Source organism: Amycolatopsis sp. FDAARGOS 1241 (assembly GCF_016889705.1).
Lineage (GTDB): Bacteria > Actinomycetota > Actinomycetes > Mycobacteriales > Pseudonocardiaceae > Amycolatopsis.
The window spans coordinates 601,549-622,659 of the sequence record NZ_CP069526.1 but is presented as its reverse complement, the minus strand read 5'-3'; the positions used below and the strand labels follow the sequence as shown (position 1 = coordinate 622,659).

The following is a 21,111-nucleotide window of genomic DNA, read 5'->3' as shown; positions in this document are numbered from 1 at the left end:
CCGCGCGCCGTCCGTTGCTTCCCGATGACGGCGTCTCGTACCGGTGATGCCGGGCGCTCGGTGCGGTCAGCCGCTGACGTGGGCGGTGTTGTCGAGCCAGTGCCGGGCGAGGGTGGTGTCGCCGTCGATGCTGAGGTCGGTCGCGTCGCGGTCGGTGAGAGGAAGTCGCCGGGTCAAGGTCAGCAGCAGAGACCGGGCCGGGCCGGCCACCGTCACATCGGCCTGCCGGGTGCCCGGCTGCCACGTTGCCCCGTCCGGCCGCCGTTCGACGAACCAAGCGCCCTCGCCGTCCCCGGTGTCGGTGGCCAGCCACTGCAGGGTCTGCCCCGTGCCCCGGAGGGCGTGGGCGGACTCGGGCCGCTGCAGCTCCCACGTGGGGGAGGTGAGCACCGTGAGGTGGTTGCCGATGAGCGCGGCTGCGACGTCGGCGTCGATGTCGGCCGGTCGGCCCGCCGCCGCGGTGGCTGCGTCGAAGCCGTGGACGACCGTCTCGTTGAGGACGCTGGACAGCCAGAACCGCGTCCCGGTCCGCTCGTCCCCCCGCGGCGTTGAACACCGGCGCTTCGAGTGCGTCGTCGGAGCACGCGCTCCCGATCCGCTGTGCGGACCCCGACAGCCACGCCTGCCACTCGCGGGGGTCGGCAGGGAGTGCGGCCACCGCTGTGGGCAGCTGGGTGGGATCGGTGATGCGCCGCTCGATGATCTCCGCGACCCAGTGCTGGGTCTGGCCCGACTGTGCGTGGTAAGGGAGGCAAGTACGCCGGCTGTTCGCGGCACGGCAGGCCAGTACGCCGGCTGTCCGCGGCAAGACCGCGCCGATGCCGGGCCGGCTCGCCGCACACGTGCCGACGGGGCTGACCCACAGGCTCGTGTGCAGCGCGAGGCGGCGCCACTCGACCGACCAGCTTCACCGACGTCCCGGCGCCGACGTTGTCGCAGAAGGCGGCACCACTCAGCCAAACCCGCACAGCATCACCGACGTCCCGACGCTGACATCGCGACACAAACGCGACACCACTCACCCGGTCCGGCTCACTGCTTCACGAGCGTCCCCACATTGATGTGCGGCCAGTCGATGTCGAGGAAGTTCAGGATGATCGTCTGCGTGTACTGCAACTGCAGGAACTCGCCCAGGACCGGATCCGAGACCTTCTCGATCCAGAACACCGCGGTCATGCTGGTCGCGTTGGCGTTGGTGACCACGAACGGGATGTTCTGGATGCCGCCGGCCGAACCGCCGATCACGTCCGTTGTGGACAGTGGCAGGACGACGGTCTCGGTGATCTGCTGGTTCTTGATCGCCTCGGTGAGGACGACGTTCGGGTTGGCGATGGCGCCCGCGGGGATGCCCGGGGGCAGCGGGGTGGTCGTGAAGGGCGCCAGGTACTGCGCGTTGGTGACGGGCTGGCCCGTGCTGTGGGTGATGGGCGTCGAGTCGGCGGGGTCGATGCGGGGGCCGCCCTGAACGGTCAGGGGCTGCCCCTGCGCGAGGAGGGCGTCGCCGTGGGGGATGGTGGCGAGGCGGGCCACGGTTTCCGGCGCGGCGGGCGCGGTGGTGGCCGGCACGTCGATCCACTGGCCCGTCTCGAAGTGCAGCGCGCCGCCCGTGACGGCGTCGCTGATCTGCTGCGTGTAGTGCACGCCGCGGAAGAAGATGTCGTCCTGGGCGGAGCCGCGGTTGGGCACGGGGGCGCCGATGGGCGCGAACTCCAGCGTCTCCTGAGTGGCGCTCAACTGCAGGAAAAACGGCTGGTTGTCGTGTTTGTCGGGACGGGCGATGAGGTTGAAACCACGCCCCATCCAGCGGCCGGGCAGCTCGCGCAGGGAGCGCAGCGTCGCCAGGTCGGCGGGGGCTCCGGCGCGGAACACGTGAGCGGTCATGACGCAACTTCCTTTCCGTGGCAACGAATCCTCGCGTTCGGGGATCCGTTGCGGACACGGAACGGCAGCTCATCCAGGTTCACGGGTTCACTCGTTCGAGCAAGGTCCGGGTCAGCCAGGGCAACCGGAAATGGCCGAACGGGCCGGAATCCGCGTGGCGCTCAACGGTTCCAGTCGGGGTCGCCGATCATGACCGCACTTCCTTTCCGTGTCGTCGGACTGATGCCCGTGACACGGATGGGAAGTGTTGATCGGTTCAAGTCAGCTGCGCCACAATTTCGGCGATCCGCGGGAGTTGCTCGGCCACCGTTGAAGGGTCGATCGCGCCGATGCGGATGAGCACGTGGTCTGCACCGGCGTCGGCGTACGCGTGAAGCCCGGCGGCAACCACCGGCGCGGGCCCCGTGAGCATCGTCTGGATACCGCCGACGACGGACAGCGGGCGCTGGTACGTACCTTTCGCGTACTCCTCCAGCACGGCCGTGCCGCGGCCCGCGTCGTCGTCCACGTAGACGGTCGCGAACAACGCCGGCGTGAACGGGCGCGAGGGACGAATCGCGGCGAGGCCCCGGGCGTAGTCGGCGGGGGCGGGTGGGTACGGGAGCCAGCCGTCGTAGAGCTCGCCCGCGCGCCGGAGCGCGGACGGCGTCGCGCCGGCGAGCCAGATCGGCGGGCCACCTTCGCGCGCTGGGCGCGGAACGTCCGGCAGCCAGTCGTAGCGCAGCACCTTGCCGTGGAACGAGCGGGGGTTGCCGCTCCACAGTTCGCGCCACAGGCGGACGACGTCGTCGAGGTGTGAGAACCGCGTCTTGAACCGCACGCCCACCAGCTCGAACTCCGGCTCGCTGAAACCGGGGAACCCGGCGCCGACACCCAGCACGAGCCGGCCGCCGGAGATCAGGTCCAGCGAGGTGACGGTCAACGCGGCCTGCACCGGATGCCGGAACGCGGGCAGCAGCACGGCGGTCCCGAGCGTCACGTGGTCGGTGGCCTGCGCGACGGCCGTCAGCAGGGTCAGGGGCTCGATGCGGGCACGCACGATCGAGTCGCCCGCCCACACCGAGTCGAAGCGGAGGCGCTCGGCCTCGCACGCCAGGTCCACGATCGCGCCGACGTCGCCGCCCGCCGCCAGCTGAGCCCGCCCTGCCGGCAGGAGAAGTCCGAATTCCATGCCGGCGAGAATTCGACGCGCCGGGGTCTCGCGGCAATTCCCCGAAGGGAATGGCGCGGCCGCGCGGCTTCTGCTTGCCTGGCGACATGGACATGGCGTTCCCCGACGCGCTGCGCGACGCGCGGACCCGCCGCCGGCTGAGCCAGCTCGAGCTGGCGACGCGAGCGGGCACCACGCAGCGGCACGTGAGTTTCCTGGAACGCGGCCGTTCAACGCCCGGCCGCGGGATGGTCGTGCGCGTGGCCGAGGCACTAGGCGTGCCACTGCGCGAACGCAACGCCCTGCTGCTCACAGCGGGTTTCGCACCGGGCTACGCCGAGACGCCGCTGGACGACCCGGCGCTCGCGCCGGTGCTCGGCTCACTGCGCGCATTGCTGGACGGGCACCGGCCCCACCCCGCGCTGATCGTCGACCGCTACGGCGTGCTGGTCGCCGCGAACGACGCGTTCGCCCTGCTCACCGAGGGCGTGGCGCCCGAATTGCTGCGGCCGCCCGTGAACGTCCTGCGGATGGCCCTGCACCCCGAGGGCATGGCCCCGCGCATCGCCAACTTCGCAGACTGGGCCCAGCACGTGCTGGAACGCCCCCGCCAGGGCCTGCCCGACCCCCGCCACCGCGAGCTGCTGGAGGAACTCACGGCTTACCTCCCGAAGCCGGCACAGCCTTCCGCCGACCACCTCGGCTTCGCGGTGCCGCTGCACCTCAAGACCTCGCTCGGCGACCTGCGGCTGATCACCGCCATCACCCGCTTCACGACGGCCGTGGACGTGACGATCGCGGAGCTGAGCCTGGAGACGTTCCTGCCGGCCGACGCGGAGACGGCCGGCTTGCTCAGGCCGGCGTGACGCGCAGCAGCTTGTCGTCCGAGCCGTTGGACGTGGTGACGTAGAGGCTGCCGTCCGGGGCGGAGCGGACGGCGCGCAGGCGGCCGAAGTGCTCGTTGAACTCCGGCGGCAGCGTCACGTGCGTGACGTGGGCGGCGGCGTCGAGGTGGAGCAACAGCAGTTTCTGCCCCTTCAAAGCGACGACGGCGAGCGCGCCATCGTTGGGCCCCCACTGTTTGCCGGTGAGGAACGCGTCCCCGGACGTGGCTTCCGTGATGTTCCCTGACGTCCACAGTGGACGCACCGCGTTCGGGAACCGGGTGGTGTCCGTCATCGGCACGCTCTCGTCGTAGGAGGAATCCGTGCCGCCCTTGGACGGGTCCCAGCCGTAGTTGCCGCCGGGGCGGATGAGGTTCACCTCGTCGTCGAAGGTGGGACCGTGCTCGGACGTGAGGACCTGGCCGGTGCCGGGGCGGATGGCGACGCCCTGGATGTTGCGGTGGCCGTAGGTGTAGATCCGCCGCTCGTTCGGGTCCGCGGAGGAGAAGAACGGGTTGTCCGGCAACGGTTCCCCGGTCTTCGCGTTGATGCGCAGCACCTTGCCGCCGAGGCTGCGGCGGTCCTGCGCGATGGTCGGGCGCGCGGTGTCACCCGTGCCGACGAGCAGCGCGCCGTCCGGGGCGAGCGTCGGGCGGCAGCCGGAGTGGCGGCCGCTGGGGTTCACGGGCAGGCCAGTCAGCAGGTCACGGACCTTCGTGGCGCTCGAGCTGTCGGCTGCCAACCGCCACGTGACGAGCCGGACGTCCACGGCCCGGTCGGCTTCCTGGTGCGTCTGGCACGTGGTGAACTCCCGCGACGTCGCGAAATCCGCTGCGAGGACCAGGCCCATGAGCCCGCCCTCGCCCTGCACGAGGACGTCGGAGAAGTCGGCGCGGACCTCGGTCGTGCGGCCGGCCCGGATCAGCGCGAGCTTGCCGGGCCGCTGCGGCACGAGCAGCGAGCCATCGGGCAGGAACCCGATGTCCCAGCCGTGTTCGAGCCCGCCCGCGACCGTCTCGACGCGGAACCCGCCGGTCGCCGCTGAAGACGGCGCGCTGGTCAGCGGAGGCGACGACGAAGCCGCCCCCGAACACCCCGCGGCGAACGCCGCGACCACCGCCAGCAGCACGACTCCGGGCTTGCGCATACCGTCCAGCATGCCCGACAAAACCGGCGATCGCGGCTCATCCGCCGGGCCGGACCAAACCCGGCTCGTACGCGAACACCACCGCGTCCACGCGATCGCGCAGGCCCAGCTTGCCGAGCACACGCCGGACGTGCGTCTTCACCGTCGTCTCGCCGAGGTAGAGCTTGCGCGCGATCTCGGCGTTCGACAGCCCCGTGCGAGGAGCCCGAGCACGTCCTTCTCGCGCTCGGTCAGGGTGTCCAGCTGCGGCTGCGCGGCCGGGCGCGCGGTCCGGTAGCGATCGAGCAGCGGCCGCGTGACCGAGGGCGACACCATCGCGTCGCCGCGCAGCACACCGCGGATGGCGACCAGCATCTCGTCCGACGGCGCGTCCTTGACCAGGAAACCGCTCGCGCCCGCGCGCAGGGCCGAATAGGCGTATTCGTCGAGGTCGAACGTGGTGATCACCAGCACGCGCACGTCCGGTAGCTCGGTGCAGATCCGCTCGGTGGCGGCGACGCCGTCGAGCACCGGCATGCGCATGTCCATCAGCACCAGGTCCGGCCGTCGCTCGCGGGCGATCTCGACGGCGGCGGATCCGTCGCCCGCCTCGGCGACGACCTCCAGGTCCGGCTGGCTGTCGACGATCATCCGCAGCCCGACACGCACGAGCTCCTGGTCGTCGCAGATCAGCACCGACGTCATCCCGCCTCCCCCGTCCGCAGCGTCGCCCGCACGCGGAACCCGCCGTCCGGCAGCGGGCCCGTTTCGAGCTCACCGCGGTAGAGCTCCACCCGCTGTGCCGTCCCGGCCAGCCCGCGGCCCGACGACGGCAAGCCGGCCGCGACCGGTTGCCGGCCACCGGTGTTCGTCCCTCGAGGCGCACTTCGGCGCGGGTGAACGCCCCTCGCACGCAGGTGGTGGCGTCGGCGGGCGCGTGCTTGAGCACGTTCGTGAGCGCCTCCTGCACGATCCGGTAGGCCTGCAGGGCGGCACCGGCGGGCAAGTCGGTGCCGTCACCGGTCACTTCGAGCTCGACGTCGCGGCCAGCCTGATCGGACTGGCCGACGAGCGCGCGCAGCTGGTCGAGCGTCGGCTGCGGCGTGCGCGGGGTTCACCGGCAGCCCGCCGCGGCCGGTGCGGCCGGTGCGGCGGTGCGGCCGGTGCGGCCGGTGCGGCCGGTGCGGCCGGTGCGGCCGTGCGGTCCACGGCCTCGGGATCGTGATGGTGCTGTGGCCAGCACGTCGGGCGGCTCGCGGGCGATGCGCGTGCGCTCCTCGGCGACGGCCGCGCGCGCCTGCGCCTGCCGCTCCGGCTCGGCGAGGTCCGCGCGCAGCCATTCCTCTTCGGTGAGCTGCTCCTTGGCGTGGAAGAACTCGCCGAGCGCCCACGCCGCGACGTGCAGGGGCAGCACGCCGACGATCGTCAGCGTCGGGTTCTGCGTGGTGACGCCCCACGTGAACCCCACTCGAACTCCAGCACCAGCACGGCCGGCGCGACGACGGCGCCGAAGAGCCGGTCACCCTTCTTGACCAGCGTGAACACCACGACAGCCAGTGCCTGCTCGCTGCGGCCGCGGTCGTAGGCCCACACCTCGTCGGTGAAGGCCGCGACGACGCCGGCGACGATCAGCACAGCCGCGGTCCGCGGGAAGCGGCGGCGCACCAGCAGTGGCAGCAGGAACGCGAGCGGCACCATCTGCAGTGCCCACGACTGCTTCGCCGCGATGTTCGGACCGAGCAGCAGGAAGACGGCGTACAGCGGCAGGTCCAGCGCCCAGCGCTGCCTGCGCACCCAGACCACCAGTCGTCGCACGGCTCGACGCTAACGAGCGCCCGCCACTTCGTTCCGCAGAATGCCGCCGGTCCTCCGATCGGACGATCTCGACGGGCCTTCCGGCTGATCCGCGGCGACGAGGTGCGTCCCTAACTTCGGAGACATGTCGATCACCACGGAGTTCTTCCGCCACCCCATGCTGACGGGCGCGATCGCCGCGAGCTCAGGTTCGCTGGCCACCGCCATGACCCGCGACCTCGGGCTGGAATCCGCCCGGTCCGTCGTGGAGCTCGGGCCGGGCACAGGGGTGTTCACGGCGTCGATCGTGGCGGCGCTGCCGCCGTCCGCGGCGTTCGCGGCCGTCGAGATCAACCCGCGGCTGGTGGGTGCGCTGCGCCGCGCGTTCCCGTCGGTTTCGGTGGTGGAGGGTTCGGCGGAGACGCTGGCCACGCTCCTCGCCGAAGCGTGTGACGTCGTGGTTTCCGGTCTGCCGTGGACGGCCATGCCGGCGGTACGCCAGAGGCAGGTGCTGGATGCGATCTGCGGCACGCTGTCTTCGCACGGCCGGTTCACGACGTTCGCCTACGCGCACACCGCCTGGACGCCGCCCGCGCGCCGGTTCGCGCGGCTGCTGCGGAGCCGGTTCTCCGTGGTCGAGCGCACGCGGGTGGTCTGGCGCAACCTGCCGCCGGCGTACGTTTACCGCGCCGCGCTGCCGGCCTGTCACCTCGGGGCTCTGCGTGACCAGCCTGCTGCGGCCGCTTCTTGACGCGCCCGCCCTCGTCGTCTACGTCGTGGGCGGCCTGATCATCGTCGCGGAAACGGCAATGCTGCCGGGAATCGTGCTGCCGACACTGTCCACTTTGCTCATGATGGGCTTCCTGGTGGAGCGCGGCACGTTGACGTGGTGGGTGGCGCTGGTGGTGTGCGTGTGCGCCGCGGTGCTGGGCGATCAGCTGGCGTACTGGGAGGGCCGCGTGCTCGGGCCGCGGGTGCGGTCTTCGCGGCTGGGGCGGCGGATCGGCCCGGCGCGGTGGGACCGCGCGGAAGCTGTGGTGGCCCGGTACGGCGTGCCCGCCGTGGTGGCGGGGCGGTGCCTGGTGGGAGTGCGGACACTGGTGCCTCGAATCGCCGGTTCGGCGGGGTTGCCGTACCGGCGGTTCGCGGCGGGCAGCGTCTGCGCGGCCGTGGTGTGGGCCGGGGTGGAGCTGTTCGCCGGGCAGGCCGCCGGATGGGTGGCGTTCAGCTGCTGATGAACGCGCCGCCGTTGACGTGCAGGACCTGGCCGGTGATGTGGCCGGCCGCGGCACTGGCGAGGAACGTCACGGCTTCGGCGATGTCTTCCGGGCGGCCCTCGCGTTTGTTCATGGTGTTCGCAATCAGGCGCTCACGACGTTCGTCGGTGAGCTTGCCGTGGAAGAACTCCGTGTCGACGACCAGGCCGGGCGCGACGACGTTCGCCGTGATGCCGCGCGGGCCGACGATCCGCGCGAGGTCCGCGTTCCACGCCTCCACCGCGGCTTTGGCCCAGCCGTAGGAACCGGCGCCGGTGTGAGCGGCGATGGAGCCGAGCGTGACGATGCGGCCGCCGTCGGCGATGCGGCCGCGCAGGCCGGCCGTGACGAGGGCGGCGGTGAAGACGTTGGCGCGGAAGTTCGCGGTCCACGCGGCCGCGAGCGTGGCCAGCTCCGTGCTGTCGCCGCGCAGGAAATCGGTGTTGCCGCCGGCGTTGTTGACCAGGACGTCGACGCGGCCGGGCAATTCGGCCAAGGCGGCTTCGACAGCCTCGTGGTCGGCCGCGTCGAACGCGACCGCGCGGGCGCCGAGCAGCGCCGCGGCCTCGGTGAGCACGCTCTCGCGGCGCCCGGTGATCGTCACTTTGTCGCCATTGGCGGCGAACGCGGCCGCGATGGCGTAGCCGATTCCCGTGCCACCGCCCGTGACGAGTACTTCACGTGTCATTGGTAAAGATCCTTTCCCCAGTCGAGCACCCAGACCGTACCGGGACCGCCGCGGCGGCGCGCGCTCGTAGGATCGAGGTCATGACCCTGTTCGACCCCGCTTCGACGGCGCTGGTGCTCGTCGACTTCCAGGACCGCATCGTCGCGCTGCCGACGACTCCCTTCACCGGTCCCGAGGTGGCCGCCAACGCCGTGCGGCTGCGCGATGCGTTCTCCGAGTCCGGCGCACAGATCGTGATCATCCAGGTGCGCCGGCCGGGTTCGGAGGAATCGCCGGTGATCGCCGAACTCAAGCCGCGTGCCGGGGAGAAGCTCGTGATCAAGACGGCGATCGGCGGCTTCTACAACACGGATCTCCACGCTCACCTGCGCGACGCCGGCGTGCGCACCGTCGTGTTCGGCGGCATCGCCACCGAGTTCGGCGTGGAGTCCACATTGCGCGCGGCCGCGGACTTCGGCTACGAGGTCGTCGCCGTTTCCGACGCCATGACGGGCTTGTCCGACATCGCGCACGAATCGTCCACCACGAAGATCTTCCCGCGCCTCGGCACGGTCCTCACGACCGCCGAAACCCTTGCGGCGCTGGGGTGATCGACAAGATCGCGTGGCTGCACGTGGTCGACCGCCGCGTCCTCGCGGCGGTCTCCCGCGGCAAATCCACGTGGTACCTCCCGGGCGGCAAGCGCGAACCGGGCGAGACGGACGCCGAGACGCTCGTGCGCGAAATCGCGGAGGAGCTTTCGGTGTCCTTGGACCCGGCTTCGCTTGCACCGGCGGGGGTTTGGGAAGCGCGGGCGGACGGGAAGGCTCCGGGCACGGCGGTGCGGATGACGTGCTACACCGCGTCGTACGCCGGTTCGCTCGCGGCCGCGAGTGAGATCGCTTCCTTCGGCTGGCTCGGCTACGCCGACCGCGGCCGGGTGTCCGCGGCGGTCCAGCTGATCTTCGACGACCTCCACGCGCAGGGCCTGCTCTAGGCGGTCAGCCGAGCTTCGGGCTGGGGAACTTGGCCACCGTGACCAGACCGGATTCGTAAGCCACGATCACCAGTTGTGCGCGGTCGCGTGCGTGCAGCTTGGCCAGGAGCCGGCCGACATACGCCTTGACCGTCGCCGGTGAGAGGCGCAGTCGGGTGGCGAGCTCCGAGTTCGAGAGCCCGCGCGCGATCAGGGTCAGGACTTCGCGTTCGCGTGCGGTGAGCACGTCGAGCCCCGCACCGAGCGGCCTGCGTCGCTCGGTGGTGCGGGCGAATTCGGCGATGAGCCGGCGAAGGACGGACGGTGCGAGCAGCGCGTCGCCCGTTGCGACGGTGCGGATCGCGGCGCACAGCTCGGCCGGGCGGGTGTCCTTGAGGAGGAACCCGGTGGCGCGGCGCGCAGGGCGTCGAAGACGGGACCGTCGAGGTCGAACATCGTCAGGATCAGCACGCGCACCTGGGGCGCGCGTTCGGCGAGCAGCCGGGTCGCCTCGATGCCGTCCAGCTCCAGCCACCACCGTCGGGGATATTGCCGAACTTGGTGACGTCCACGTGGATCAGCGATCCGGGGTGAGCGTGTTCGTAGCGGCGTAACGGTTCTCCGGTCACTCGGTCGATGCGGGAAAGCCGGTTGATCCGGCAGCGGGTCAGCACCCGCGTGGGCCGTGGAGGCCGGCATGCCCAGCCGGCCGGCGATCTGGACCGGGCCCAGTCGCATCCGCCACCGCGGGTGCACGACTCGCCGCACGATGCCGGGCGGGGTACTGGCCGGGCGGTGGTGCGGGCGCGAGGACCGGTCGAGCATCCCGGCCTTGCCCTGCGCACGGTAACGGCCGGCCCATTTACGCGCAGTCCGTGGCGACACCATGAACATTGCTGCCGCAGTTGCACAGCTGCAGGCTTGCTCGACGATCAACCGGGCCAGTCGCAGCCGGGTCCGAGGGGTGAGCGTGGCGTTAAGGTGGGACACGAAGGCCTCTGGTTCGTGGAGCGGTTCCTAGACCGTTCCACCCCACAACCAGAGGCTTTCACCTGTCCGCACGACAGGCCGTCGCACCCCTCAAACCCAAAACAGCGTCCCTGGACATCACACCTAGCCCAGCAGCCGCGGTTTGTGTTCCAGGTGAGAGAGGCCGTTCCACGCCAAATTCACCAGATGCGCGGCCACCTCATCGCGCTTGGGCTTCCGCGCGTCGAGCCACCACTGTCCCGTCAAGGCGACCATCCCGACGAGCGCCTGGGCGTACAGGGCGGACAGCTTCTCCTCATAGCCGCGCGCCGCGAACTGCTGGGCGAGGATGTGTTCGACCTGGCCGGCGATGTCGTTGAGCACGGTGGAGAACGTGCCGGTCGAGCTGGCGACCGGGGAGTCGCGCACGAGGATGCGGAAGCCGTCGTGGGAGTCCTCCACGTAGCTGAGCAGGGCGATCGCCGCTTGTTCCAGCATGACGCGGGGGTGGCCGCCGTGGAGGGTGTTGACCATGCGGTCCAGCAGGAGCTGCGTCTCGCGGTCCACGACGACCGCGTAGATGCCCTCTTTGCCGCCGAAGTGCTCGTACACGACGGGCTTCGACACGTTGGCGCGGGCGGCGATCTCTTCGACCGAGGTGCCGTCGAAGCCCTTCTCCGCGAACAGCGCCCGCGCGACGGCGAGCAGCTGCTGCCGCCGTTCGCTCCCCGTCATGCGGACGCGCGGCACCGGTGCGGCCGGCCGCGCTCCGGTCACCGCTGCTTCGCGCTTCGCTCGCCGTCTCCCCGCCATGCGCAGCAGGGTAGCGGCAGGTCAGGCGTTGTCGAACGCGGTGTCCCGCGCGGGAGCCTCCCACGCGGCCAGGTCCGCCCGCACCTGCTCGAGGTGAGCGCTGATGGCGTCGAGGGCATCCGCGCCGAGCGCCAGGCGCAGCGGGGTGTCCGGAGCGTCGAGCGCGGCGAGGATCACGGCGGCCGCCTTCGCGGGGTCGCCGGGCTGCGTGCCGTCGGCGTCGACGACGAGGCGGCGGGTGGGCCCGACCGAATCGGCGTAGTCCGGGATCTCGTCGCTGTGGCTCGTGCTGCCCCACAAACCGGTGCGGAACGCGCCCGGCTCCACGATCAGCACCTTGATCCCGAGGCGGTTCACCTCGTCGGCGAGCCCCTCCGAAAGCCCTTCCAGCGCGAATTTCGTGCCGCTGTAGGCCGAGACACCCGCGAACGACAGCTGCCCGCCCATGCTGCTCATCTGCACGAGCGCGCCCGAACGCCGGGCCCGCATGTGCGGCAGCACGGCGCGCACGAGCGCCGCGGGACCGAAGACGTGCACGTCGAACAGCGACCGCAGCTCCTCGTCGGTGGTCTCTTCGAACGCGCCGACGTGGCCGCGGCCCGCGTTGTTCACCAGCACGTCGATCCGGCCGTGCCGCGCGAGCACCGACGCGACGGTGGCCTCGACCGCCGCGAGGTCCGTGACGTCCAGCGCCACCGCCTCCGCCTGGTCCGGGTGCGCAGCGACGACGTCGGCGAGCGCCTCCGGGCGCCGCGCCGCGGCGACCACGACGTCACCGTCGGCCACCGCCGCGTCCGTGATGGCGCGGCCGAAGCCGCTGTTCGCCCCGGTGACCAGCCAAACCTTGTTCATGTCCCGTCCCTTCGTCGGAACCGACTCTGCTGGCAAACCGCTCGCACGTCCAAGACCTGCTGTGATAACCAATGGTTGTGGACGTGCACAGCCGCGACCTGCGCTACTTCGCCGCAGCCGCCGAGGAGCTCCACTTCACGCGCGCGGCCGAGCGGCTCTACGTCTCGCAGCCGGCGCTGAGCAAGCAGATCCGCATGCTCGAGCGGCAACTCGGCGCGGCCCTGTTCGAACGCGACAGGCGCACGGTCCGGTTGACGCCCGTCGGCGAGGCGTTGCTGCCGCACGCCCGCCGGGTGCTGGCGGAGTGGGACGCCGCGCACGAAGCGGTCGTGCGGGCCAAGGCCGCACAGCGCGAGACGCTCGTCGTCGGGATGAGCACGAGCCCCGGCCGGGGCGGGCTGCTGCCCGGAGTCCGGTCGAGGTTCACCGGCGAACACCTGCACGCCCGGATCACGCTGCGGCAGATCGGCTGGCACGACTCCACCGCCGGGCTCGCGGACGGCTCCACCGACGTCGCCTTCGTGTGGCTGCCCGTGCCCGGCGCGCAGCGCTACGACTGGGTCGTGGTCGCCGAAGAACCACGGCTGGTCGCGATGCCCGCGGGACACCGGCTCGCGGGGCAGTCCACTGTGGACTTCGCCGACCTGCTCGACGAGCCGTTCCTCGCGCTGCCCGAGAGCGCGGGCCCGCTGCGCGACTACTGGCTGGCGCCGGAAGCGCGCGCCGGCCGGGCGCCGGTGATCGGCGCCGAGATCACGAGCGCGGACGAAACCTACGAAGCCCTCGTCGACGGCCGCGGCGTGTGCCTCATCGCGGCCGGCAACGCACCCCTGCTGACCCGCGGCGACGTCGTCGCGCGGCCGGTGCGCGGCGTGTCACCCAGCCGGCTCGCCCTGGCCTGGCGCAAGGACGACAATCGGCCACTCGTCCACGCCTACGCCCGTGCGGCCCGGCTCGCGACGCAAAGCGTCAGGACCCCGGAATGAGCACGGTGCGGCCTACCCGCCGACCGCGCCGCACGGGCGATGACCTCGTTGACGTCGGACCGAACCGCGCGACCCGCTCCGGCGCCAGGGCCGCGTGAACAGATCGGGGGAAGCGAAGATCAGACACCCGGGGTGCCCGCAACCAGCATGGACAATGCACTGGTGAACTGCGTCTTCTGCGGTCTGCTCGAATCGGGGTCGGCCACCTGGCTCAGCCGCGGACCCCACGCCGCCGCGTTCCTGCCGCTGCCGGCGAGCGCGCTGGCGCCCGGCCACACGCTCGTGGTGCCGCGGGAACACTGCACCGGTGTGCTCGACGCGACCGACGCCGCTTTGCACCACACGATCAGCCTCGTGCGCCGGGTCGGCGACGCGATGACCAGGGCGCTGGGCGCGACCGGCGTCAACGTGCTCAACGCCAGCGGACCGGGTTCGGGGCAGAGCGTGGCGCACCTGCACTTCCACGTGGTGCCGCGGTGGCCGGACGACGGGACGGACCTGTGGCCGGACCGGAGATCGAGCCACCCGGCCACCGGAGACGAACACCAGAGGCTGGCTCGAGCGCTGAACAACCCCTGAAACGGCAAGCGGACCACCGTGCACCACGGTGGTCCGCGTGAAAAACCGGAGCTACTCGGCCGCGATCCGGGCCAGGCGCTGCGGGGTCGGCCAGCGGACGTCGTGCACCCAGCCGAACTTCTCGAACAGCCAGATCAGCCGCGCGGACATGTCGATCTGGCCGCGCTTCACGCCGTGCCGGGCGGACGTCGGGTCGGCGTGGTGGAGGTTGTGCCACGACTCGCCGAAGGAGAAGATCGCGAGCGGCCAGAAGTTGGCCGAGCGGTCACGCGCGGTGAACGGGCGCTCGCCGATCATGTGGCAGATCGAGTTGACCGACCACGTCACGTGGTGCAGCACGCAAATGCGCACGAGACCGGCCCAGAAGAACGCGGTCAGCGCGCCCCAGAACGACCACGTGATCAGGCCGCCGAGCAGGGCGGGCAGGGCCAGTGACAGCAGGGACCACAGCCAGAACAGGTCGTCGACCTTCTGGATCGCCTTGTCCTTCACCAGGTCGGGCGCGAAGCGGGTCTGGTTGCTCTTGTCGCGCTCGAACAGCCAGCCCATGTGGGCGTGCCAGAAGCCGCGGGCGATCGCGACGGGCGAGGTGCCGAACAGCCACGGCGAGTGCGGGTCGCCGTCGCGGTCGGAGAAGGCGTGGTGGCGGCGGTGGTCGGCGACCCACGTGATGACCGGCCCCTGCAGGGCGATGCTGCCGGCGATGGCCATCACGACGCGCAGCCAGCGCTTGGCCTTGAACGATCCGTGCGTGAAGTACCGGTGGTAGGCGACGGTGATGCCGAGCCCGCTGACGCCGTAGAAGACGACGAACAGCGCGACGTCGACCCAGGTCAGGCCCCAGCCCCACGCGAACGGCACGGCGACCAGCAGGGCCACCAGTGGCGCGAGCACACCGAGGTACACCGAGACCTGCACTCCGATGCCCCGCTTGCCGTCGAGGATCGGCTTGGGGCCCTTCGGGGCCGGTGGCTCTCCAGCGGGCTGGGAACGGTCGAGGGTGGCCGTCATACAGTTCACTTCTTCCTACGAGCCCTTGCGAAGGGTGACCTAACCTACGATGCCGTAAGTTACGGTACAGGAGGTTTCGAGCCGTGGGGAGGCCCGAAATGCCCGGTTTCCGTCACACGTGGTCCGAACCGTGGGGTACCCGCCACACGGGCCCCTCACCCTCCCGCCACCACTGTCGCCGATCATCGCTATCCTGACCAGGATCGATCCGCCGTAGTGTAATCGGCAGCACTTCAGATTTTGGTTCTGACAGTTCAGGTTCGAATCCTGGCGGCGGAGCAGGCGAATGACCGGACCCGAGGCGATGGGGATGTGGGGCGGCTGAGCGACGAAGCGATCGACTCCGGGGGCGCCAGGCGACCGACTCTCGTCGAGATGTCGGACGCGTGGCTGGTCGGCCGAGCGCGTGAACTCATCGCCGCCGTCCAGCGGCAGGAGTTCGACAAGCAGCTCGAGATCGTCGCGATCATGGATGAGCTGCTCGACGAAACGCTGCGCCGAGGCGAACCGACACTGGTGGCGCAGCTGCTGCGCGCGTCGGCGTTCGCGCGGCTGGTCACGCGCGGGCTGGCGGCCGAAGCGGAACCACGGCTCGACGAGATGCTCGCCCACACCCGCCGCCACGGCCTGTCGCTGCTGCGCGCCGACGCGCACGCCCTGCGCGGGCGCCGGCTCGTGCTGGCCGCGCAGGAGGACGCCGCGCTCACCGAGATCGCCCGCGCGCTCGCGATCCTCGACGACTCCACGATCCCGGATCGCCAGGTCGGCGTGCGCAACTGGAACCGCATGCAGTCGATGGCGCTCATCGACTGCTGGATCGTGCTCAACCAGCTCGGCGTGTACGAAGCCGCCGAAGAGGTCATCGGCCGGGCACACCAGGCGATCCGAGAGAGCGCGAGCCCGCACGAGATCACGCTGCAGCTGATGAACCGCGTGAAAATGCTGCTGGGCTGGGGCCTGCGGCTCGAACGCATCGAGCAATACGACGAGGCGGCCGAGAAGTTCCGCACCGCCGCGTCGATGGCGGTGGCGGCCGAAGGGCCGTTCGCCGAATCGCTGTTCCCGCGCAAGCCCGGCGTCGCCGCCGTCGACCAGGTCGGGGTACTCGCCGCCGCGCTCGCGCTGCACAACCCGGCGGCCGAGCACGTGGACCGGCTGTGGCAGATGCGCCAGGGCCACCACTTCCCGCACGAGCAGGAGATCGTCGCCATCGCGCTCGCGCGCTGCCTGGACCGTGCCGGCCGCCGCGACGAGGCGCTCGAAGTGCTGCGCGAGACGCGCGAAGCAATGGCGAAGGACCTGTCGCAGCCGTCGATGCGGCTCAACATCGCGCGGGAGCTCGCGCGCCTGGACACCACACCGGACTACGGGTCGGGCGCGAGCCAGTCGCTCATCGACTACGCGACCACGCTCGAAGCCGAGATGTGGACGCTGCGCGAATCGCAGATCGCCACGCTCAACGCGCGCCGGGAGCACGAACGGCTGTCGGCCGAACACGGCGCGATCACCCAGCAGGCGCTGCAGGACCCGCTCACCGGGCTGCCGAACCGCCGCGCGCTGGACGAACGCCTGCGCACGCTCGCGTCGTCGGCCGACGCGCAGCCGCTGGCCGTCGGCCTCGTGGACCTCGACGGGTTCAAGGGCGTGAACGACAAGCAGTCGCACGCCGAAGGCGACAACGTGCTGCGCGTCGTCGCGAGCACGCTGCGTGACGCGTTGCGCGGCGACGACGTCGTGGCCCGCTACGGCGGGGACGAGTTCATCGTCCTGCTGCCGGGAGCGCCCGCGTCGGCCGCGAAGATGGCGCTCGGCCGTGCGGTGAAGTCGGTGGCGGAGCTGCCGCACCACCTGTCGCACGGCGTCACCCTGTCCATCGGATTGGTGTCGCTGCGGCCGCAGGAGCGGGCCGAGCAGGTGCTCGCGCGCGCGGATGCGGCGATGTACGAAGCGAAACGCGGGGGCGGCAACCAGGTCGCCTCGGCCAATTCGATGGCGGGCGACGCCGGCGCGAGCTGGCCTGCGGAAAGCGTCCACGCCGACCCCTCGTGGGGCGTCGAGGACCCAACGTAGGATCGTTGCCCGACGGAAACGAGCCGGTGAATCGTTGGGAGTCTCGTTGAGCGGCCCGCTGAGCACGCTGATCCTCGCCGCGGGTGAGGGCACCCGCATGCGTTCCTCCACCCCGAAGGTGCTGCACCCGATCGCCGGGCGCCCCCTGGTGGAGCACGCCGTCCGCGCCGCGGCCGGCCTGAACCCCGAACACCTGGTCGTGGTCATCGGCCACGGCCGCGAAGCCGTCGGCGCGGAGCTGGCGCGCGTCGGCGAAGCGCTCGGCCGTGAGGTGACCACCGCCGTGCAGGCGGAGCAGAAGGGCACCGGCCACGCCGTGTCGTGCGCGCTGCACGAGCTGCCGGCGGGCCTCACCGGCACGGTGCTCGTGAGCTACGGCGACGTGCCGCTGCTCGACACCGGCACCCTCGCCGCGCTGCTGGCCGAGCACACCGGTTCGGGCAACGCGGTCACGGTGCTCACCGCCGTGGTCGAGAACCCGGCGGGTTACGGCCGCATCGTGCGCGACGCCGGCGGCAGGGTGAGCTCGATCGTCGAGCACAAGGACGCGACGCCGGAGCAGCACGAGATCACCGAGATCAACTCGGGGGTGTACGCGTTCGACGCCGCGGTGCTCTCCGACGGCCTGTCGCGGCTGTCGACGGACAACGCGCAGGGCGAGCTGTACCTCACCGACGTGCTGGGTATCGCGCACCACGACGGCAAGGGCGTCGGCGCGCTCGTGGTCGACGACCCGTGGGTCACCGAGGGCGTGAACGACCGCGTGCAGCTGGCGACGCTGGGCGCGGAGTACAACCGCCGCATCGTGCGCCGCTGGCAGCGCGAAGGAGTGACCGTCACCGACCCGAACACCACGTGGATCGGGGCCGACGTGACGCTGTCGCGCGACGTCACGCTGGAGCCGAACACGCAGCTCAAGGGCACCACGTCCGTCGGCGAGGGCTCGCTGGTGGGCCCGGACACGACGCTCGTGAACGTGACGGTGGGCGCGGGCGCGTCCGTGGTCCGCGTGCACGCCGACGACTCGGAGCTGGGCGACGGCGTGAAGGTCGGCCCGTACACCTACCTGCGGCCGGGCACGAAACTCGGCGCCAAGGGCAAGCTGGGCGCGTTCGTGGAGACGAAGAACGCACAGATCGGCACCGGGACGAAGGTGCCGCACCTCACCTACGTGGGCGACGCGACCGTCGGCGACCACAGCAACATCGGCTGCTCCAGCGTCTTCGTGAACTACGACGGCGTGAACAAGCACCACACAGTGGTCGGGTCCTATGTCCGGCTTGGTGCGGACAACACGCTCGTCGCGCCGGTGCGGATCGGTGATGGCGCTTACAGTGGAGCGGGTGCGGTGATCCGCGACGACGTGCCGCCTGGTGCACTTGCTTTGTCGGCGGGTCCGCAGCGCAACGTCGAGGGCTGGGCGGTCCGGCGCAGGCCGGGCACGCCGGCGGCGGAAGCGGCGGAAGCCGCCCTCGCCGCGAGTGAGGACACCGCCGTGTCCGTGTCGGAAGCAGGAAACGACGGGGAGTCGCCAGCATGAGTCCGAAGTCAGGTACGCCGAAGAAGAATCTGATGCTCTTCTCCGGCCGTGCGCACCAGGAGCTCGCGGAAGAGGTCGCCAAGCACCTCAACGTGACGATCACCCCGCAGACCGCGCACACGTTCGCCAACGGCGAGCTGTTCGTGCGGTTCGAGGAGTCCGTGCGCGGCACCGACGCCTTCGTGATCCAGGCGCACACCACGCCCATCAACGAGTACGTGATGGAACAGCTGATCATGGTGGACGCCCTCAAGCGCGCGAGCGCGAAGCGGATCACCGTCGTCATGCCCTTCTACCCGTACGCGCGGCAGGACAAGAAGCACAAGGGCCGCGAGCCGATCTCGGCGCGGCTCATCGCGGACCTGTTCAAGACCGCGGGCGCGGACCGGATCATGACCGTCGACCTGCACACCGCGCAGATCCAGGGCTTCTTCGACGGCCCGGTCGACCACCTGATGGCGCAGTCCGTGCTGGCCGACCACATCAAGGCCACCTACGGCGACGCGGACATCACGGTCGTTTCGCCCGACTCGGGCCGAGTTCGGCTGGCGGAGAAGTGGGCGCAGCAGCTGGGTGACCGGCCGATCGCGTTCATCCACAAGACGCGCGACCCGGACAAGCCGAACCAGGCCGTGGCCAACCGCGTGGTCGGCAAGGTCGAGGGCAAGCTGTGCGTGCTGATCGACGACATGATCGACACCGGCGGCACGATCGTGAAGGCCACCGAGGCGCTGATCGACGAGGGCGCGGCCGACGTCGTCATCGCGACCACGCACGGCATCCTGTCCGACCCGGCGACCGAGCGGCTTTCGCAGTGCAAGGCGCGTGAGGTCATCGTCACCAACTCCCTGCCGATCCCGGAGGAGAAGCGCTTCCCGGGGCTGACGGTGCTCTCGATCGCACCGATGCTGGCCGAGGCCATCCAGCAGGTGTTCGAAGACGGTTCGGTGACGTCGCTGTTCGACGGCGCGGCCTGAGTTCTCCCCGTTTCGCCGTCGGCGGATTCCGGTCCGCCGACGGCGAAAGCGTGTGTGCGGGTCGTGGTGGTGCGGCTAGCTTCGCCGCATGGGGAAGTTCAAATTCGGTGTCAGCCTGCGGTCCGTGACGTCGTCGTTCGCCGATCAGTGCCGGCGAGCCGAGGAGCTCGGCTACGACGCGATCAGCGTGCCCGACCACCTGGGGGCAGGGCGGCCGGCGCCGTTCCCGGCGCTCGTGGCCGCGGCTTCGGTGACGTCGCGGCCACTGGTGGGGACGCTCGTGTCGAACCTGCCGTTCTACAACGTCGCGTTGTTCGCGCGGGACGTGGAGAGCACCCACGTGCTGACGAACGGCCGGCTCGAGCTAGGACTGGGATCCGGGCACATGAAGGCCGAATTCGACGAAGCGCGGCTGCCGTGGCGCAACGCCGCGGACCGGATCGCGTACTTGCGCGACGGCTTGGCCGAGCTGCGCTCGCGGCTCGGGACTGTGCCGCGGCTGCTGATCGCGGGCAACAGCGACGGGGTGCTCGCACTGGCGGCGGCCGAGGCCGACGTCGTGGGGTTCGCCGGGCTGCGGCAGGCGCCGGGCAAACCACCGGGCACGTTCGTGCTGGATCCGGCTCCGGCGATGGACGAGCGCGTCGCGTACTTCCGGACGCTCGCCGGCGATCGGGACGTCGAATACAACCTGCTGGTGCAGCGCGTGGTCGTGACCACCGACCGCCGGGCCGCGGCCGAGGAGTGGCGATCGCTGACGGAGCCGGAACCGGGCGTCGAGGAGCTGCTCGAAACGCCGCAGCTGCTGTTCGGCACCGTGGAGGAGATCGTCGAGCAGCTCGTGAAACGCCGGGAACGCTGGGGCTTTTCCTACCTCACGGTGTTCGACTCGATGATGGAGGAGCTCGCGCCCGTCGTCGCTCAGCTTCGGGGTCGCTGATCGCCTTGTGCGGCAACGCTTTCCGCGGCTGAACGCACCTTTGCCACAGCCTCGCCGGCGATCAGCGTGAGCACACGGCCGAGCAGGCCTTCCGGGACGGCCTCCTCGTCGATGTCGGCTTCGACGGCGAGGCCGTTGCTCAGCGCCAGCAGGACCACGGCGAGTTCGCCGGACGGCAGCGGCAGTGTCACCTCGAAGCCGGCGGCGAGCCGGTCGAGAGCCGCGGCGATGGTCTGCCGGACGGCGCGGCGGCGCTCGCGCAGGGCGGCGCGGCGGTCGGCGTCGTGGTGGGCCATGGCGAAGAACTCGGCGAGCAGGCGGTGCCAGACGGCGTCCGCGCGCATCTCGTGCATCAGCACAGCGGCGACCTCGGCCAGAGCGGTGGCGCCGTCGCCGGCCGCCGCGAAGCCCACCAGACTGGCCTCCAGCCGGTGCACGGCGTGCTCCTCCATGAGCGCCAGCACCAGTTCGTCCTTCGACGCGAAATTGGAGTAGACCGCACCCTTGGTGAGGCCCGCGGCGGCCGCGACCTCCGTGAGCTTCGTGGCCGTGATGCCCTTCTCGCCGAACACCTCGAACGCCGCGTCGAGGACTCGACGGCGTGTTTCGGCGCGGGTCGGCCGCGTGCGCATCCTCGCGA

The 21,111-nt window shown here is 71.0% G+C and carries 22 protein-coding genes, 1 tRNA gene and 3 pseudogenes; 12 read left to right on the top strand and 14 right to left on the bottom strand.

Annotated features, from left to right (window positions below):
- Window positions 1-66: 66 nt before the first annotated feature.
- From I6J71_RS47560 to I6J71_RS03060, 3 genes are all read right to left on the bottom strand, one after another.
- Window positions 67-390, bottom strand: coding sequence for an SCP2 sterol-binding domain-containing protein (locus tag I6J71_RS47560; RefSeq protein WP_239154395.1), 324 nt, complete (start codon window positions 388-390; stop codon window positions 67-69).
- A 642-nt stretch (window positions 391-1,032) separates the two neighbouring features.
- Window positions 1,033-1,881 (bottom strand): heme-binding protein, encoded by an 849-nt coding sequence (locus I6J71_RS03065; protein ID WP_204093328.1) that lies wholly within the window; start codon window positions 1,879-1,881, stop codon window positions 1,033-1,035.
- Window positions 1,882-2,137: 256 nt separating this feature from the next.
- The gene (locus I6J71_RS03060) at window positions 2,138-3,052 is read right to left on the bottom strand and encodes an LLM class flavin-dependent oxidoreductase (protein WP_204093327.1); all 915 of its coding nucleotides are present in this window, start codon (window positions 3,050-3,052) and stop codon (window positions 2,138-2,140) included.
- Window positions 3,053-3,144: 92 nt separating this feature from the next.
- Here I6J71_RS03060 and I6J71_RS03055 point away from each other — a divergent pair, with 92 nt between their 5' ends.
- Window positions 3,145-3,897 (top strand): helix-turn-helix domain-containing protein, encoded by a 753-nt coding sequence (locus I6J71_RS03055; RefSeq protein WP_204096835.1) that lies wholly within the window; start codon window positions 3,145-3,147, stop codon window positions 3,895-3,897.
- Here I6J71_RS03055 and I6J71_RS03050 read toward each other — a convergent pair.
- The 4 genes and pseudogenes from I6J71_RS03050 to I6J71_RS47550 all read right to left on the bottom strand — a co-directional run bounded on the left by I6J71_RS03050 (window position 3,884) and on the right by I6J71_RS47550 (window position 6,856).
- Window positions 3,884-5,062 carry a sorbosone dehydrogenase family protein gene (locus I6J71_RS03050; RefSeq protein WP_204093326.1) on the bottom strand — a complete coding sequence of 393 codons (1,179 nt, stop codon included), beginning with the start codon at window positions 5,060-5,062 and terminating at the stop codon, window positions 3,884-3,886. The genes I6J71_RS03055 and I6J71_RS03050 overlap by 14 nt on opposite strands.
- A 37-nt stretch (window positions 5,063-5,099) precedes the next feature.
- Window positions 5,100-5,746, bottom strand: a pseudogene (locus I6J71_RS03045) (response regulator).
- Window positions 5,747-6,155: 409 nt separating this feature from the next.
- On the bottom strand, window positions 6,156-6,509 hold the full coding sequence (locus I6J71_RS47555) for a hypothetical protein (protein ID WP_239154394.1): 354 nt from the start codon (window positions 6,507-6,509) through the stop codon (window positions 6,156-6,158).
- Window positions 6,467-6,856 (bottom strand): hypothetical protein, encoded by a 390-nt coding sequence (locus I6J71_RS47550; protein ID WP_239154393.1) that lies wholly within the window; start codon window positions 6,854-6,856, stop codon window positions 6,467-6,469. The genes I6J71_RS47555 and I6J71_RS47550 overlap by 43 nt, the downstream gene beginning before the upstream one ends.
- Window positions 6,857-6,980: 124 nt before the next feature.
- On the opposite strand from I6J71_RS47550, the gene I6J71_RS03035 reads away from it, so the two are divergent.
- Both I6J71_RS03035 and I6J71_RS03030 read left to right on the top strand, forming a co-directional pair.
- The gene (locus tag I6J71_RS03035; RefSeq protein ID WP_204093325.1) at window positions 6,981-7,586 is read left to right on the top strand and encodes a class I SAM-dependent methyltransferase; all 606 of its coding nucleotides are present in this window, start codon (window positions 6,981-6,983) and stop codon (window positions 7,584-7,586) included.
- Window positions 7,558-8,070 carry a DedA family protein gene (locus tag I6J71_RS03030; RefSeq protein WP_204093324.1) on the top strand — a complete coding sequence of 171 codons (513 nt, stop codon included), beginning with the start codon at window positions 7,558-7,560 and terminating at the stop codon, window positions 8,068-8,070. Before I6J71_RS03035 ends, I6J71_RS03030 begins: the two co-directional genes overlap by 29 nt.
- On the opposite strand, the gene I6J71_RS03025 is transcribed toward I6J71_RS03030, so the two are convergent.
- Window positions 8,060-8,779 (bottom strand): SDR family NAD(P)-dependent oxidoreductase, encoded by a 720-nt coding sequence (locus I6J71_RS03025; RefSeq protein ID WP_204093323.1) that lies wholly within the window; start codon window positions 8,777-8,779, stop codon window positions 8,060-8,062. The genes I6J71_RS03030 and I6J71_RS03025 overlap by 11 nt on opposite strands.
- An 80-nt stretch (window positions 8,780-8,859) precedes the next feature.
- On the opposite strand from I6J71_RS03025, the gene I6J71_RS03020 reads away from it, so the two are divergent.
- Together I6J71_RS03020 and I6J71_RS03015 are read left to right on the top strand one after the other, a co-directional pair.
- Window positions 8,860-9,369, top strand: a complete 510-nt coding sequence (locus I6J71_RS03020; RefSeq protein ID WP_204093322.1) for an isochorismatase family protein — start codon at window positions 8,860-8,862, stop codon at window positions 9,367-9,369.
- The gene (locus I6J71_RS03015) at window positions 9,366-9,755 is read left to right on the top strand and encodes an NUDIX domain-containing protein (RefSeq protein WP_204093321.1); all 390 of its coding nucleotides are present in this window, start codon (window positions 9,366-9,368) and stop codon (window positions 9,753-9,755) included. Before I6J71_RS03020 ends, I6J71_RS03015 begins: the two co-directional genes overlap by 4 nt.
- A 4-nt stretch (window positions 9,756-9,759) precedes the next feature.
- Here the strand turns inward: I6J71_RS03015 and I6J71_RS03010 are convergent.
- From I6J71_RS03010 to I6J71_RS02995, 4 genes and pseudogenes are all read right to left on the bottom strand, one after another.
- Window positions 9,760-10,262 (bottom strand): annotated as a pseudogene (locus I6J71_RS03010) (LuxR C-terminal-related transcriptional regulator); the annotation flags it as partial.
- A pseudogene (locus I6J71_RS03005) lies at window positions 10,214-10,724 on the bottom strand (leucine zipper domain-containing protein); the annotation flags it as partial. The pseudogenes I6J71_RS03005 and I6J71_RS03010, both read right to left, overlap by 49 nt.
- A gap of 123 nt (window positions 10,725-10,847) precedes the next feature.
- On the bottom strand, window positions 10,848-11,438 hold the full coding sequence (locus tag I6J71_RS03000) for a TetR/AcrR family transcriptional regulator (RefSeq protein ID WP_204096834.1): 591 nt from the start codon (window positions 11,436-11,438) through the stop codon (window positions 10,848-10,850).
- Between the two features lie 99 nt (window positions 11,439-11,537).
- Window positions 11,538-12,368 carry an oxidoreductase gene (locus I6J71_RS02995; protein WP_204093320.1) on the bottom strand — a complete coding sequence of 277 codons (831 nt, stop codon included), beginning with the start codon at window positions 12,366-12,368 and terminating at the stop codon, window positions 11,538-11,540.
- 77 nt (window positions 12,369-12,445) lie between these two features.
- Here I6J71_RS02995 and I6J71_RS02990 point away from each other — a divergent pair, with 77 nt between their 5' ends.
- Both I6J71_RS02990 and I6J71_RS02985 read left to right on the top strand, forming a co-directional pair.
- The gene (locus tag I6J71_RS02990; RefSeq protein WP_239154392.1) at window positions 12,446-13,354 is read left to right on the top strand and encodes a LysR family transcriptional regulator; all 909 of its coding nucleotides are present in this window, start codon (window positions 12,446-12,448) and stop codon (window positions 13,352-13,354) included.
- Window positions 13,355-13,501: 147 nt separating this feature from the next.
- Complete coding sequence (locus I6J71_RS02985) at window positions 13,502-13,933, top strand: HIT family protein (protein WP_204093318.1); 432 nt, start codon at window positions 13,502-13,504, stop codon at window positions 13,931-13,933.
- A gap of 51 nt (window positions 13,934-13,984) precedes the next feature.
- On the opposite strand, the gene I6J71_RS02980 is transcribed toward I6J71_RS02985, so the two are convergent.
- The gene (locus I6J71_RS02980) at window positions 13,985-14,944 is read right to left on the bottom strand and encodes an acyl-CoA desaturase (protein WP_204093317.1); all 960 of its coding nucleotides are present in this window, start codon (window positions 14,942-14,944) and stop codon (window positions 13,985-13,987) included.
- Between the two features lie 207 nt (window positions 14,945-15,151).
- Here I6J71_RS02980 and I6J71_RS02975 point away from each other — a divergent pair.
- From I6J71_RS02975 to I6J71_RS02955, 5 genes are all read left to right on the top strand, one after another.
- A tRNA-Gln gene (locus I6J71_RS02975) sits at window positions 15,152-15,223 on the top strand.
- Window positions 15,224-15,319: 96 nt separating this feature from the next.
- Complete coding sequence (locus I6J71_RS02970; protein WP_204093316.1) at window positions 15,320-17,014, top strand: diguanylate cyclase; 1,695 nt, start codon at window positions 15,320-15,322, stop codon at window positions 17,012-17,014.
- A 46-nt stretch (window positions 17,015-17,060) separates the two neighbouring features.
- Window positions 17,061-18,554 carry a bifunctional UDP-N-acetylglucosamine diphosphorylase/glucosamine-1-phosphate N-acetyltransferase GlmU gene (gene glmU / locus I6J71_RS02965; RefSeq protein WP_204093315.1) on the top strand — a complete coding sequence of 498 codons (1,494 nt, stop codon included), beginning with the start codon at window positions 17,061-17,063 and terminating at the stop codon, window positions 18,552-18,554.
- Window positions 18,551-19,531 carry a ribose-phosphate diphosphokinase gene (locus I6J71_RS02960; protein ID WP_204093314.1) on the top strand — a complete coding sequence of 327 codons (981 nt, stop codon included), beginning with the start codon at window positions 18,551-18,553 and terminating at the stop codon, window positions 19,529-19,531. Before glmU ends, I6J71_RS02960 begins: the two co-directional genes overlap by 4 nt.
- Before the next feature lie 88 nt (window positions 19,532-19,619).
- Window positions 19,620-20,471, top strand: coding sequence for a TIGR03621 family F420-dependent LLM class oxidoreductase (locus tag I6J71_RS02955; protein ID WP_204093313.1), 852 nt, complete (start codon window positions 19,620-19,622; stop codon window positions 20,469-20,471).
- Here the strand turns inward: I6J71_RS02955 and I6J71_RS02950 are convergent.
- On the bottom strand, window positions 20,453-21,103 hold the full coding sequence (locus I6J71_RS02950; RefSeq protein ID WP_204093312.1) for a TetR/AcrR family transcriptional regulator: 651 nt from the start codon (window positions 21,101-21,103) through the stop codon (window positions 20,453-20,455). The genes I6J71_RS02955 and I6J71_RS02950 overlap by 19 nt on opposite strands.
- Between the last annotated feature and the right edge of the window lie 8 nt (window positions 21,104-21,111).